Below are 14,406 nucleotides of genomic sequence, written 5' to 3'. Positions count from 1 at the left end.
TCGTCGGTCTTTGCATGTGGGCACTAATAATAATAATCATTTCAAGAGGTCGTGAGTAGGATGACTAAAGTTAAACGCAGTAGGTTGGGTATGCCAGCGATACTTTATCGAGGTAGCTTATTACTAGGGTCGATGGCTGTTTTTGCAACGGCGACACTTTATTTTGCAGGCGCATTTAATCGTGATGCAGTAACAGCACAAAAATTTGTTGATTTGCAGCAAGGTGACACACCACATGCCGGTTTTCGTCGTGCGCATGCTAAGGGTATGTGTATAACGGGTAATTTTGAATCAACAGGGGCACTATCTTCTTACTCGGTCGCAGAGGTGTTTAAAAAGGGCAGTACGCCATTTTATGGGCGTTTCTCAATTGCAGGTAATAATCCAACCGCGCCAGATTTAAAAGCACCGGTGCGCAGTCTAGCATTTGCAGTAAACAGTGGCACAGTCGATGAATGGCGTGTTGCTATGAATACGCCTCCTGTAATGGCAGTTGCTACACCTGAGGCATTTTTTCAGCAATTGCAGGCATTATCACCGGATCCTATAACAAAACAACGAGACCCAGAAAAAATAACAGCGTTCTTTAAAGCACATCCAGAAAGTAAAGCATTTAATGATTGGAAAGCTGACTATGTGCCTGCCAATAGTTTTGCCGCTGAACGTTATCATAGTATCAATGCGTTTTATTTACATAATGAGCTAGGTGATAAACAAGCTGTGCGTTGGGTTGCGCGTCCGCACAAAGCGACAAATAATGCTGCGCTGCTCGATACGTCATCGGCCAACGCACTTCAACAAGAGTTGGCATCACGTTTAGATCAAAACGCTGTTAAATTTGATTTAATTTTTACCTTAGCGGCGTCTAATGATGATGAAAATAATCCAACCATACCGTGGCCCTCAGATAGACAGACGATAAATGCTGGCACATTATCAATCGTTTCTTGGCACAACCAAGAAAACGCAGCCTGTGGCGACGCAAACTTTGATCCGTTGGTGTTACCGCAGGGTATGAGTGCGACAGCCGATCCGATTTTACGTGCGCGTGGTGCCGCGTATGCGCAGTCCTATCGTCGTCGTGCAAAAGAAACATTGTTAGGTGCTAAAGTTAGCGCAACAAACGGAGGTGAATAATGTCAGCAAATAAGGGTTACTCAGCAGGCAGTCGGTTATTACACTGGGTGATGGCGCTGATGTTAATATCGATGCTATTTTTAGGGTTATCAATGGTACAAAGCTTGGCCGTTTGGCAGGTTGAGGCTGTTACCTTACATAAATCTACTGGTATTTTAGCGCTCATTTTAGTTGTGCTGAGATTAATAAATAAAGTGCGCAGTTGCACGCCTACTTTACCCACTGAGTTACCTAGGTTGCAGCGGTTTGCAGCTCATATCACTCACTTTGGGCTTTATTGCGCGATGATACTTATGCCGCTATCTGGCTGGTTAATGCAAAATGCGGACGGGCGTGTGGTGCAGTTTTTTGGGTTATTTCAGTTACCTAATTTGCTTGACGCTGATATTAAATACTTTGCATTTTTCCGAGAAATGCATGGCATTGTAGCTTGGTTGTTTTTAGCAATGATTTTTATGCACATCAGTGCCGCGCTTTATCATGGTTTAATCAAACGTGATGGCGTTATGAGCGCAATGCTGACAGGCAAAAAGTAGCTGTAATAAAGCTCACTTAGGTATTCATTCCAAGAAAAAGGCCAGTTTTACTGGCCTTTATGCATTTTAGTTTATTCATAGCTGCGGGCTTTTTTGGTTTTAATTACGGCAATATAGCCGTGCCAGCTGGCATAGCTAAGTAGTGGCATAATCACTATAAAACCAGTAGCACCAGTGACAAAACCAAGGGCTACGAGTATAAAAATACATGCAGACCAAACAATCATCGCTGAAAAGTTGGTTTTAACGGCATTCATTGATGACATAACCGCGGTCATTATATCGACCCGTCTTTCCATCATAATTTGTGGAGTAAATGCTGAAATAGCAAATACAGTAACCAGCAAAATTCCGCCGATAATGGTACCTAAAGTTAAAAAAGCGGAGAGTTCTTCAAATGTAGGATTAGCATGACTGGGGTAAAGTGCATGAACTATCGCTGCCAGACGCATCCATATAATCATTATTACCATCAGTAAAATTGCAAATCCCCATTCACCGACCGGGTTTCTGAACATTGATTTTAGAGAATGGCTAAGTGTTGGTGTGTGGCCTTTTTCTAGCTCCCAAGCAACATCATAGAGACCGACCGCAAATACCGGGCCGATCAGAGCAAATGCGACACTGGCTGGTAAAACAACTAAGTAGCTGTCAGTGAACACCGCGAAATAGACAATTGCCAGCGGGATCAGAGTGAAAACAATCCCATAAATCAAGCTTAAAATAGGGGCTCTGGCCATATCTTTAAAGGCCAGTGCCAGCCAATGAAATGCTGCAAAAGTGCTGACCTTATTGCACTCTAAACAGCGCGCAAATTCGGAGTGTTTATCTATTGTGTTTGTTGACGGCATAAGGAGCTTCCTCTAAAGGATATTCTTAAGGTTTAGAACATTTGGCCGCTATTTACAAATTTTCAATTAAGCTTTTTATGCCTCATAAGTGGGGGAGTATCATATTTAATAGGATATCAATTTTGACTTTGTTGAATGAGTAAAAGTAATTCTGCGGTTGCGCTGGCATCAGCGAGTGCTCGGTGATGGCTTGTCAGGTTTAAGTCAAAATGCGCACTGAGGTTACCTAAAGAGTATGATTTTAAACCAGGAAACGCTTTGCGAGATTCAACCACAGTACATAATTTGGGCATTTTAAAGTGGATACCTGCCATTTCACATTCTTTACGAATAAAGCCGTAATCAAAGTTTACATTGTGAGCCACAAAAATAGTGCCTTTTAGTTTATTAAGTAAAGTCTCAGCTATTTCAGTAAAGCGTGGTGCAGTTGCTATCATTGCGTCATTAATACCTGTTAAAGACACTATAAACTTAGGAATGCGCATTTGCGGGTTGATAAGTGTTGACCAAGTATCAATTACTTTGCCGTGTTGCATTTTAACTATGCCAATTTCGGTGATCCGATTGCCGCCTTTTAAACTACCAGTGGTTTCAATGTCGACCACGCTGTAAATACGATTGGGATCATTAACCCATTTTACGGCCGCAATGTGTACATTGAATCCATTACTTTTGAGGCAATCAATCGTTGTTAGCTGATTACGTCTTAATTTATCACCTGGGGCTTTTACTTCTTCAAAATGGAGTTTATTAGCATTTAGCACCATCAAATCAGGGTAACCATCTTTAAGCTGCATAAAGCGCATGGTCATATTCTTTAAGTGACTTTTTAGCGCTGCTAATGAGCTATTTAAAATCAGCACTTCTAATGGTCGTAATAGCTCGCTATGCCAGCGAAACAGCCCATTAGCTTGCTCAAAATAACGGGCGGCACTTTTACAAACGTGTTTTAGTAAATCATCCGGTGTTTGCCAGTTTGCTAGTAGTGCTTCAATTTGTTGGTGTTGGGTATGATAAAAGCAGTCGGTTCTCAATGATTGTGGAAACATATCAAACTCATTGCAAGGTGGGGTGGGAGTATCTATATAAAGCTCGCGCCAAAAAACTAAACCAAAAAGGCTCTGCCAAAGCGTATTTTCGGTATAAAAAACAGTTAACCCTTGTTGAGTGTAGTGTTCTGTAACACCTTGCTCTACATCGTTTCGATAAACTTCGTCAATTTCAATAACACATTGCGTATCGGCGAGCATTGCACTTAAGCGAGAGCGAGTTTGCTTGTTAAATTTACGCATTAAAAAGTCATCAGCAAAATACAGTAAATCATCAGTGAGCGGATCTTCGATGATGGTTTCAAGCTGGATTTTTACCCACTCTTTATTACCTTGGCGGTATTGCTCGCGTATTTGTAATTCAGTTGCTTCAGCGCTATTTTCACAGGCATTTAAAAGTGTAAAACACAGCTCAATATTATATTTTTTTAGTTGTTGGTGAAGTCGTAAAAGGAGCTTGTTTTTAAGGTTGACTGCTAATGTACCTTCGGCCGGTTGATTAATAAGCTCAATAGCTAAAGCTTGATATTCGTCATCACTTTGCGCGCTTTTAAATGCCATGCGATAACGATTTAGCGCGTAGTTAGATTGCGCCTCTTCACGTGTATCAAAGCGAGCTAAACTTACTGTATGGTTTTCTCGTGTGGTTCTTAGGCCCAAATCACGCAGTACAAAGCTATTTTGATGGTTAATATCACCAGTGCTTAAGCGGCCTATGTATAGAAATTCAAAGTATTCATACACAGCAAAGCGGTTATTAATAACAAACTGGTTATAAAGGCAGGTTAAATGTTCCGGCTTAGTAGCAAAAAAATCGCAAGTCTGTGCTACTAATTGCGCTTTAGTAACGCTTTTTTTAATACTAGGTTGGATATCGAAAGGCGCAAGTAGTGCTAGCAATGCGGGTTTAGTTAGATGTGCGAGTACGTGTTGATAGTCAGTGTAATTTGGATGACTAATGAGCTGTGCTGTTTTTAGCTCTTCGAGTGCCAGTGCAGGGCTGTCTATTTCATTATAATTAAGTGTGGTGATTGCTACGAGTAAAGGTTTACGAGAATAAATGCGTGCCAGCATGCACTGGCCTTGCTCAGTAAGTCGGTTTGCTTTATTAATGAAATCGACGTGTTTTTGCTCTAATAAGTGTCTGCATTGAGTGTCGATAAATGTTATTAGCTCTTTAAAGTGGGCTAAATAATATTTTTCGGGTAATTCTTTTTTCATAACACACACCGTAACTGTATAAAAAAACAGTATCTAGCATTTGCTTTAAGTAATCAAGAGTCGGTTAGTTGTTTTAGAATATCAGCCATAACTTGATTGTTATATTGATGGACGATGCGTTGACTCTTAAAAAGCTGTGGTAATTCAATTAACAAAACGACGATGATTAAAAATACGCCAAAGCTATAAATAGTGAGTATGCCAATTAGCATCAGCGTTAAATTCACCGCACCACGTTGAAATCTACCTAAGTAAAAGTGGTGTAAACCTGCGGCAAAAAACCAATTCAGTACCGCATAAGTATCAGGGTCTTTAACGAGACGCTTTTCTTGCTGGTAAAATAGTTTACGCTGTTCAGGGGACAATGCATTTACTTCTGAACGAAGCTGCTCTTCTTGAGCATTTAGTTGTTCTGATGTCATGGCATTAATAAGCCTTAAGGAAGTGGATCGGATTTTACGGTTACACAGTCGGGGTTATTGCAACGCCGTATTCTTTTTACGCCAATAAACAGACCTTTCACTAGCCCATATTTAGTAATTGCTTGATGAGTAAACTCTGAGCAGGAAGGACTGAAATTACAACTAATATTAAAATGTGCCTTAGCGCCGCCATTTTTTTGATAGCGGCGAATTGCACTAAGCGTCATTGCTTTAAGCACGGTTTCTGCCTAACGTTAAGATCACAGCTTCGCGTGACCAAAATAGCAAAAAACGTTTGCTTTCGATAACCTGAAATACCAGTTGCCAGCCATTTTGTGCTTCATCATTAAGTGTTGCTTCTAGCCTTTTAAGTGGTAACCCGCTCGAACCTAGCAGCAATGTGCCACAGCCACCTTCAACAACATGCAATACTTTATATTCATTAAAATTAGACATCGAGTTTCCTATAGTTTGTTTTTTTTGATAGATAATTCTGTGATTTTAAAAGTGACACCTGAGACTAACCAGATATGATTTTCAACCTAATATAGCTGATTTTTGTATCATTTACTTAAAAAACAGCTGTTTTTCAATTTTTTTCGCAACTTTTTTCTAAGCCGATTTATCAACGCTAGTACAGTTACTTAGGGTCACTTAGCTCTCTTCATTTTAGCCTATTCACAGTTTGTCAACCTTGAATTATCAGTTCCATTACTTTAACCTTTATTTTTATTGAACGTTCAATTAATAAAAATATGCCTAAAGTTGGAATGGAACCTGTCCGTCGTCAGCAGCTAATTGACGCTACTATTAGTTCGGTTGCTGAATTTGGCTTACAAGCAACAACCATTAATAGTATCAGTAAAAAAGCAGGATTATCGTCGGGCATTATTAGTCATTATTTTGGTGGTAAGCAGGGCTTGATAGAAGCCACTGTGCGTTATTTATTAACCAATCTAAAACACGAGCTGATCAAACAAGTAACGCCAACAACGACCCCTGAGCAAAGGTTAATGCTGATAATAGAAGCTAACTTTGCCAGATTACAACAGCGCAGCGATACCACTAAAACTTGGTTAAGCTTTTGGGCGCAATCGATGCACGATGTTCAGTTGCATCGCTTACAGAACGTAAATAGCCGACGACTTCTTAGTAATTTAGTCAGCTCATTTAAACAATTGATGGGTGATGATGAAGCCAAACTTGCAGCGCAATTATGTGCGGCAATGATCGATGGCTTATGGTTAAGAGCGGTACTAAGTAAGTCTGATCAAGATCAATTTGCACATTGTGAACAGCTAGCAAAAAACTTTGTATGTTCACTTATCAAACAGTATGGAGCTTAATGTGACAACACCTGTTTATCAAAACTTTATCAATGGTCACTTTTTAAAAAATCAAAGTGGCGAAACATTTGCAGTTAAAAACCCAGCAACAGATGACGTAATTTATTATGTAGAAGTGGCAGATGCGTTTATTCAAAATGCGGCTATTCAAAGTGCTAAACAAGGATTTGCTGCATGGTCAACTATGAGTCCGATTGAACGTAGTCGTATCTTACTAAAAGCGGTTGCATTATTGCGCGAGCGTAATGATTTACTTGCAAAAACAGAAGTGCTAGATACCGGTAAACCATGGCAAGAAGCCGAGTGTGTTGATGTGCAAACTGGCGCTGATGTAATCGAGTATTTTGCAGGGCTAGCACCTGCCCAAGTTGGCCAGCAGCAAATGGTTGGCGAAGATTTTTATTATACCCGTAAAGAGCCATTAGGGATTTGTGCCGGAATCGGTGCGTGGAACTACCCGCTGCAAATCGCTTGTTGGAAATCAGGCCCAGCTTTGGCTGCCGGAAATGCATTTATTTTTAAACCTTCTGAAGAAACGCCACTTGGCGCAATTAAGCTTGCCGAAATATTCATCGAAGCGGGTGTACCTGCAGGCGTGTTCAACGTGGTGCAAGGTGCAGCAGAAGTTGGCCAGTGGTTAACACAATCAGCTGATATTGAGAAAGTATCGTTTACCGGCGAAGTAGGCACAGGTAAAAAAGTAGTTGCTAGTGCTGCGGGTTCATTAAAAGATGTCACCATGGAACTTGGTGGTAAATCACCACTGCTAGTATTTGATGATGCCGATATTTCACAGGCAGTAAGTGCTGCAATGTTAGGTAATTTTTATACGCAAGGTGAAATTTGCACTAACTGCACCCGTATTTATGTTCACAAAAATGTTTATCAGCAATTTATTGATGAGCTTAAAACACGCACTGAAGAAAATATTATAGCGGGCGATCCACTCGATCCTAACGTTAACTTTGGCGCATTAATTTCCAAAAAGCATCAACAATTAGTGATGAGCTATATCGATAAAGGCATCAGCGAAGGTGCAACGTTATTAACGGGTGGTAAAACGCTTAGCCCAGCCTCTGCACCAAACGGTTACTTTGTTGCACCAACGGTATTTATTGATTGCACTGATGATATGACGATCGTCAAAGAAGAAATCTTTGGTCCCGTAATGAGCGTATTAACGTTTGATGACGAAGATGATGTAATTCACCGTGCTAACGATACTCACTTAGGCCTTGCTGCAGGCGTGTTTACCAAAGATATTAAGCGCGCACACCGTGTTATTCATCAGCTGCAAGCAGGCATTTGTTGGATCAACAGCTACGGCAATTCGCCAGCAGAAATGCCTGTGGGCGGTTATAAGCAGTCAGGTATCGGTCGTGAAAATGGTATTGAAACACTTGATCATTACACCCAAACTAAATCGATTTATGTCGGTATGACTAATATAGAGAGCCCATTTTAATGACTGCACTAACGTATGATTACATCATAGTGGGTGCAGGGTCGGCAGGCTGTGTACTGGCTAATCGTTTATCCGAAGATAGCAGCAACCGCGTTTTATTATTAGAGACTGGCGGCAGCGATAAAAGCATTTTTATTAAAATGCCTACCGCGCTATCAATTCCGATGAATTCAGATAAATACGCGTGGCAGTTTCATAGTGAAGCTGAACCGTATCTAGATGATCGTCAAATGCACTGCCCGCGTGGCAAAGTGTTAGGTGGCTCATCATCTATTAATGGCATGGTGTATGTACGTGGCCATGCTAAAGACTTTGATGAATGGCAACAACATGGTGCACAAGGGTGGGATTATCAATCCTGTTTACCGTATTTTCAAAAAGCAGAATCATTCTATTTAGGTAAAAACGACTATCGTGGTGATCGTGGCCCTTTGGGTGTGAACAACGGTAATGAAATGGCGAACCCGCTTTATAAAGCCTTTATCAAAGCGGGCCAGCAAGCCGGATATGCAGCCACTGACGATTATAACGCAGCGCAGCAAGAGGGTTTTGGTCCAATGCACATGACCGTTAAAGACGGTGTGCGCAGCTCTGCAAGTCGTGAATATTTAGACCCAGTGAAGTCACGTAAAAACTTAGTTATTGTTACTGGTGCGTTGGCTGAAAAGGTGTTGCTTGAAGGCAAAAAAGCCGTTGGCGTGCAGTACAAAGTTAATGGCGATATTGTTAAGGCAAAGGCCAGTAAAGACGTTATTTTAAGTGCCGGTCCGATTGGTTCGCCGCATGTCTTGCAACTTTCGGGTATTGGCGACAGCGAAATACTTAAAGCCGCAGGTATCGAGGTTAAGCACCATTTACCTGGAGTTGGGCAAAACCTGCAAGATCACTTGGAGTTTTATTTCCAGTATAAGTGTAAGCAGCCAATTACCTTAAACGGCAAGCTTGGCCTTATTTCAAAGGGCCTTATTGGCGCGCGTTGGTTATTAAACCGCAGTGGCCTTGGGGCGACTAATCATTTTGAATCTTGTGCATTTATTCGCTCAAAACCGGGGGTTGAGTGGCCTGATATTCAATATCACTTTTTACCTGCGGCAATTCGTTATGACGGTAAAAGTGCTTTTGATGGCCATGGTTTTCAAGTCCATGTAGGGCATAACAAGCCTAAAAGCCGCGGTGCAGTAACGATTAAATCGGCTGATCCAACGGTTGCACCTAAGATCCAATTTAACTATTTACAGCATCAAGATGATATTGAAGGGTTTAGAGCCTGTGTGCGTTTAACGCGTGAAATCATTGAGCAAAGTGCGTTTGATGATTACCGCGATGGCGAAATCCAACCAGGTAAAGAGATTCAAACTGATGAACAAATAGATGCTTTTGTACGTCAGGCAGTTGAGAGTGCTTACCATCCTTCATGTTCATGCAAAATGGGTGAAGATGAACTGGCAGTAGTAAACTCAAACACTCAAGTACATGGCATTGAGGGACTGCATGTGGTGGATTCATCAATCTTCCCAACGGTTCCTAACGGAAATTTAAATGCGCCAACCATTATGGTGGCAGAAAAAGCGGCTGACTTAATTTTAGGTAAGCCACCACTTAGTAAATCGCAAGCAAAGGTTGCTGTTGAATCTCAATGGCAAACTGTGCAGCGTAGTTCGGAGATCTAATAAAGTCACCTGCAGCATACTTTGTGCTGTGGGGCTTGCAGTGGCGCGCATCATAAGTTGTTTGTGGTGCGTTAATGCGAGACTAAAAACACGGAGACATAATGATGTATTTTCATTTATTTTGGGGAGGGAATTATGACCTTATGGCTTAGCGCAGGCATTATTTTCACCCTACTAGCAATTGTTGCAATTTTAGTAAAATGGGGCAATGTAAAGTGTGTTGGCGTCACACCGGTAAGAACATTTACCTTTATCGCCATCTTATTCACATCAGGCTTAGATGTTGGCTTGATCATGTTTCCACTCACTGAGTTTGCAGGTTATGCAGACATAAAAGCAAGCCCAGAGTACGCGTTTGCCAATCCACTAGCTATCGAGTTTGGTTATTGGGGCTTTCTGATCTGGGGATTCTATTTCCTTACGTGCTTTTATTTCTGTGTAATAGAACCTAAAGTGAAATTTTTCGAAATTCCTTGGGTTAAATTAATCAATAATGTAGTTATTATTGGTACTTGTGCCTTCACCGCTTTCTTATTGCTCTCTAACCTACCTTGGTATTTACCTAGTCTAGGTGATGGTGAGTCGATTATTCCGTCATTTTATTTAATTGTATTCGCAGCTATTTGCTTTGCGGTGTATTCAAGCACCGATATTAAATATGTACGTTTTCTAAGTATTTCAACTACCTGGTTATTTATAGCGCTAATTGGTTTTATGTGGTTTGGCGCATTTATGGGCGAAAATGGCCAAGTGTCAGATTTTACAAATAATTTAACGTTAATTGGTAGTTACTTTGGCAATATTAATCAGTTTGTACTGCCACTCAATGATTACCATGAGTTTTATTTATTTTGGTGGTTTGCGTGGAGTATTATGATTGGTCAATTCACATCGCGTTTTGTCGGTGGATTAAAAACCTATCAAGTATTGGGGGCAATGTTAATTTTCCCTTCAATCCCAATCGCAATTTGGTTTGGCGTGCTTTATCAGTATCACGAAGCAGGTATTGCTACGCAAGGGATCAAAAATATTGCAATGGTATTTGTTGGCGTAGTGTTTGTGATCAACTCGCTTGATTCACTGATCCGTTTATACACCGACAATATGGGTATGACGGTTAAACGTTTAGGTAAATTTAAATATATTGCGCTAAATGTTGTCGCTCTTTCATTATTAACCCTATTATTTAAGCAGAACTTTCTACAAATCCAGTGGGTCGGGGTGTTAGTGATTGGTTTGTTCTTTGCGTGTGCAGCCTATATTGCCTATAGCAAAGTTAAAACTGTTAGTAACATTGATAGTTCGCCGAAAGACAACAAAATTGACTACACAAAAATTGAATCAGCTAGCTAGATATTAGCTTATACAGTAGCGAAGGAATTAACATGACAACACAAAAAACATTATTAGCAGTCGCATTACCGTTTGCACTTTTTTCAACCTCAGTATTGGCTGATTGGTCAGCAACCGTAACCGGTGCATCAGATTATACCTTTAATGGTGTGAGCCAAACGCAAAACGACCCAGCGTTACAAGGTAGCCTTGATTATTCATTTGGCGAGTCAGGCATGTATGCTGGCACGTGGGCGTCAAACGTTGACTTTGGTGACGACACAAATATTGAATGGGATGCTTACTTCGGTCGCTATGCGCAGTTAAATGAAGCGCTCAGTATTGATTACGGCCTTGCGTATTACAGTTACCATGGGCAAAGCAACTCAAGCGATGGTAACTACTTTGAAGCTTACACTAAATTTGGTTACGCAAGTGAGTTAGGGCAAACAGAGCTTAACTTTTGGTATAGCTGGGATTATTTTGGTACCGGCGCAGGTCATGTGATTTCTATGGTTGCACACACCATTGAACTTGCACCTAATCACGCACTGCGTGCCAGCTTTGATATTTCAAATTCACTCGATGGCGATAAGTTTGCATGGGATACCGATGGTAAATCGTATAACCACTATCGTCTTGCTTATCAAACAAGTTTAGCGGGTTTTGACATTGAGGTAGCGGGCGAGAACACCAGCCTAGATATTGATACTGCAGATGAGCGTATTGTATTGTCTATAGGCCGTACATTCTCACTATAATTACAGTGCTAGGCAATACTTTTTACATGCGCGGCATAAAGCCGCGCATTATATCTATAAGTCATAGATGATTCGTTATCATTTGTTACATAGAAAATAAACTATGTATTGATTAATCGGTGAAACATATAAGGCCATTGTTAAACCGTAAATTTAGCTATTCGTTGTTGCGCTTATCAGTGTTACGCAGCGAGATTTATAATGTCTCGCTGTACTCAGTCATGATCTGTTCAACCCAGTTAGCGATACGCTCATCACTGTGTTCGTATTGGCTGTCTTCATCAAGGGCTAAACCAACGAAGTGTTTGCCATCTTCGGTGAGTGCCTTAGAGGCTTCAAACTCATACGTGCTGTCGTTCGGCCACAATCCTAATAAAGTATATTGTTGGCTACTTATTTCATCATGTAACATACCAAGTGCATCTTGAAACCATTGACCATAACCTTGTTGATCGCCCATGCCAAATAAAGCGATGGTTTTGCCATTGAGATCAACATCTTTAATGTCGTCCCAAATCGACTCCCAATCTTCTTGTAACTCGCCAAAATCCCATGTGGAGATACCAAAGATGATAAAGTCGTAATTTTCTGCATTTTTTAATGGTTCATCTTTGATGTTATGCAGGCTGACAATGTCTTGACCGATAATATCGCGAATTTTTTCTGCTGCTATTTCTGTATAGCATGTGGTAGAACCATAAAATAAACCAATTTGCATCGTATTTATCACTGTGTATTTGCCTGATATGATAGGCTGAAGTTTACCGTAAGGTATTATTAATTGATACCTTGATAACTATGAGAATAACTGTGACCACGTTACCTGATCATGAGTCATTAGACTCAGCCATTACAGATCACGACGAACTACTCGGTAATAGCGATTATCTTGAATCTTTTTTAGATAACCTCTATTTAGAACAACACGTAAGCGATAACACTTTATCTGCGTATCGCAGCGACTTGGATAAATTTTGCCACTTTTTAAAAGGTCAAGATTTGCTCACCGTGAGTGGCCAAGATATTGAAAGCTATTTAGCGCATCGTGTTGATTTAGGTTTAAAGCCTCGCAGTACGGCGCGCAGTATTAGCGCGTTAAAGCGCTTTTACCAATACTTTGTACGTGAAAAACACATTACTGATTCGCCAATGGTAAATATTGCTCAGCCTAAAGCGGGCCTATCATTGCCGAAAACGTTGTCAGAAAATGAAGTAGAAGCACTTTTGGCGGCGCCTAATGTTGAAGAGCCGATGGGCTTGCGAGACAAAGCTATGTTAGAGCTATTATATGCAACGGGTTTACGGGTTAGCGAGTTAGTTGGGTTGCGTATTGAACAAATTAATTTGCGCCAAGCAGTGGTGTTTGTTAAAGGTAAAGGTAATAAAGAGCGTTTGGTGCCGCTTGGCGAAGAGGCTATGTATTGGCTCGAGCAATTTTTAAAAGTGGGGCGCGCGCAAATGATCAAACATGCCACTGATTTTGTGTTTCCGTCAAAGCGTGGAGTCGGTATGACTCGACAAACTTTTTGGCATCGTATTAAACACTATGCTATTTTGGCAGCAGTTGAATCGCCTTTATCGCCCCATACGTTGCGCCATGCGTTCGCAACACACTTACTAAATCATGGTGCTGACCTAAGGGTTGTACAGATGATGTTAGGGCATAGTGATTTATCAACCACACAAATTTATACCCATGTAGCTAATGAACGGTTAAAATTGGTACATCAACAACATCATCCGCGCGCTTAGTGAGAATTTTTTCGTACTTCGGCGGTCTGAGTAGTTAAGAATTATCAGGATATAAGAGAACATTATGAAAAAGTTAGTATTAGCCGGTGCGATATTAGGCACCAGTATAAGTGCGTTTGCCAATGGCGTTGCAGCCATTCCTGATGCCAACGATCCAATCGTGACTAAGTTTGCAGAGCTAGGTGTTACTGTTAAGCAAATTAGCCCAAGCCCAGTGGCCGGTTTAAAAGAGTTGATCACTGATAAAGGCGTGCTGTATGCAAGCGCAGATGGTCAATACTTAATGCAAGGCACCTTGATTGATTTAAATAACCGTAACAATCTAACCGAGCAAGCGCTTAATGGCGTTCGTAAAGAAGGCCTAGCGCAATACGAAGACTCAATGATTGTTTACAAAGCTAAAAATGAGAAACATAGCATAACTGTGTTTACTGATATTAGCTGTGGTTATTGCCGTAAGTTACACCGCGAGCTTGATGATTTACTTGAAGCGGGTATTACCGTTAAGTATTTAGCGTTTCCACGTGGTGGTTTACAAGGCTCAGGCTATGCAGATCTAATGAATGTTTGGTGTGCTAAAGATCAACAAGAAGCAATGACAGCAGCAAAATCGGGCGCTGATACAAAAGTAATGGCCGGTTGTCATGCCCCAGTTGCAGAACATTATCAGCTTGGCCAAAGTTTTGGCATTAGCGGTACACCAGCAATTATTTTAGAAGATGGTACGATGATCCCAGGTTATCAGCCTGCGGCCGCATTAGCTGCTGCGTTAGACGCTAATAAATCGTCATAGTATTATGCTTTTTATAAAAAGGCCGTTAAGGCCTTTTTTTGTCTTTATTCCTTAATCTAAAAGTACCGCGC

At 41.0% G+C, this 14,406-nt stretch carries 15 protein-coding genes; 9 read left to right on the top strand and 6 right to left on the bottom strand.

Annotated elements, in window-relative coordinates; all coding sequences use genetic code 11:
• Nucleotides 1-90: 90 nt before the first annotated feature.
• Together FW757_RS09255 and FW757_RS09250 are read left to right on the top strand one after the other, a co-directional pair.
• Complete coding sequence (locus tag FW757_RS09255) at nt 91-1,137, top strand: catalase family peroxidase (protein ID WP_182717997.1); 1,047 nt, start codon at nt 91-93, stop codon at nt 1,135-1,137.
• Nucleotides 1,137-1,673 (top strand): cytochrome b, encoded by a 537-nt coding sequence (locus FW757_RS09250; protein WP_182717998.1) that lies wholly within the window; start codon nt 1,137-1,139, stop codon nt 1,671-1,673. Before FW757_RS09255 ends, FW757_RS09250 begins: the two co-directional genes overlap by 1 nt.
• A 71-nt stretch (nt 1,674-1,744) precedes the next feature.
• Here the strand turns inward: FW757_RS09250 and FW757_RS09245 are convergent, their stop codons facing one another.
• From FW757_RS09245 to FW757_RS09225, 5 genes are all read right to left on the bottom strand, one after another.
• Nucleotides 1,745-2,524, bottom strand: coding sequence for a DUF2189 domain-containing protein (locus FW757_RS09245; RefSeq protein ID WP_145240784.1), 780 nt, complete (start codon nt 2,522-2,524; stop codon nt 1,745-1,747).
• A 116-nt stretch (nt 2,525-2,640) separates the two neighbouring features.
• A complete protein-coding gene (locus FW757_RS09240; RefSeq protein ID WP_182794659.1) occupies nt 2,641-4,794 on the bottom strand; it encodes an exonuclease domain-containing protein in 2,154 nt (717 codons plus the stop codon).
• A gap of 53 nt (nt 4,795-4,847) precedes the next feature.
• Nucleotides 4,848-5,216, bottom strand: coding sequence for a TM2 domain-containing protein (locus FW757_RS09235; RefSeq protein WP_182718001.1), 369 nt, complete (start codon nt 5,214-5,216; stop codon nt 4,848-4,850).
• Nucleotides 5,217-5,230: 14 nt separating this feature from the next.
• Nucleotides 5,231-5,443, bottom strand: a complete 213-nt coding sequence (gene yidD / locus FW757_RS09230; protein ID WP_220491300.1) for a membrane protein insertion efficiency factor YidD — start codon at nt 5,441-5,443, stop codon at nt 5,231-5,233.
• A gap of 4 nt (nt 5,444-5,447) precedes the next feature.
• Nucleotides 5,448-5,672: a DUF4177 domain-containing protein gene (locus tag FW757_RS09225; protein WP_145240804.1), complete on the bottom strand. Its 225-nt coding sequence runs from the start codon at nt 5,670-5,672 to the stop codon at nt 5,448-5,450.
• Between the two features lie 299 nt (nt 5,673-5,971).
• On the opposite strand from FW757_RS09225, the gene betI reads away from it, so the two are divergent.
• The 5 genes from betI (at nt 5,972) to FW757_RS09200 (ending at nt 11,790) form a co-directional block, all read left to right on the top strand.
• A complete protein-coding gene (gene betI / locus FW757_RS09220; protein ID WP_145240806.1) occupies nt 5,972-6,562 on the top strand; it encodes a transcriptional regulator BetI in 591 nt (196 codons plus the stop codon).
• A gap of 1 nt (nt 6,563) precedes the next feature.
• Complete coding sequence (gene betB, locus FW757_RS09215; protein ID WP_446441136.1) at nt 6,564-8,027, top strand: betaine-aldehyde dehydrogenase; 1,464 nt, start codon at nt 6,564-6,566, stop codon at nt 8,025-8,027.
• Nucleotides 8,027-9,697, top strand: coding sequence for a choline dehydrogenase (gene betA / locus FW757_RS09210; protein ID WP_446441135.1), 1,671 nt, complete (start codon nt 8,027-8,029; stop codon nt 9,695-9,697). The genes betB and betA overlap by 1 nt, the downstream gene beginning before the upstream one ends.
• A gap of 135 nt (nt 9,698-9,832) precedes the next feature.
• Nucleotides 9,833-11,050, top strand: coding sequence for a BCCT family transporter (locus FW757_RS09205; protein WP_149981751.1), 1,218 nt, complete (start codon nt 9,833-9,835; stop codon nt 11,048-11,050).
• Nucleotides 11,051-11,082: 32 nt separating this feature from the next.
• Nucleotides 11,083-11,790 (top strand): TorF family putative porin, encoded by a 708-nt coding sequence (locus FW757_RS09200; RefSeq protein WP_145240814.1) that lies wholly within the window; start codon nt 11,083-11,085, stop codon nt 11,788-11,790.
• Nucleotides 11,791-11,986: 196 nt separating this feature from the next.
• On the opposite strand, the gene fldB is transcribed toward FW757_RS09200, so the two are convergent.
• Nucleotides 11,987-12,508 carry a flavodoxin FldB gene (gene fldB, locus FW757_RS09195; protein WP_149981789.1) on the bottom strand — a complete coding sequence of 174 codons (522 nt, stop codon included), beginning with the start codon at nt 12,506-12,508 and terminating at the stop codon, nt 11,987-11,989.
• A gap of 80 nt (nt 12,509-12,588) precedes the next feature.
• Here fldB and xerD point away from each other — a divergent pair, with 80 nt between their 5' ends.
• Both xerD and dsbC read left to right on the top strand, forming a co-directional pair.
• On the top strand, nt 12,589-13,542 hold the full coding sequence (gene xerD / locus FW757_RS09190; RefSeq protein WP_220491296.1) for a site-specific tyrosine recombinase XerD: 954 nt from the start codon (nt 12,589-12,591) through the stop codon (nt 13,540-13,542).
• Nucleotides 13,543-13,606: 64 nt separating this feature from the next.
• On the top strand, nt 13,607-14,335 hold the full coding sequence (gene dsbC, locus FW757_RS09185) for a bifunctional protein-disulfide isomerase/oxidoreductase DsbC (RefSeq protein WP_145240834.1): 729 nt from the start codon (nt 13,607-13,609) through the stop codon (nt 14,333-14,335).
• The last annotated feature ends 71 nt before the right edge of the window (nt 14,336-14,406 follow it).

It is taken from the genome of Pseudoalteromonas sp. 1181_04 (assembly GCF_052850545.1).
The sequence above is the reverse complement of the archived record's forward strand: the minus strand, read 5'-3'. Positions and strand labels throughout refer to the sequence as shown.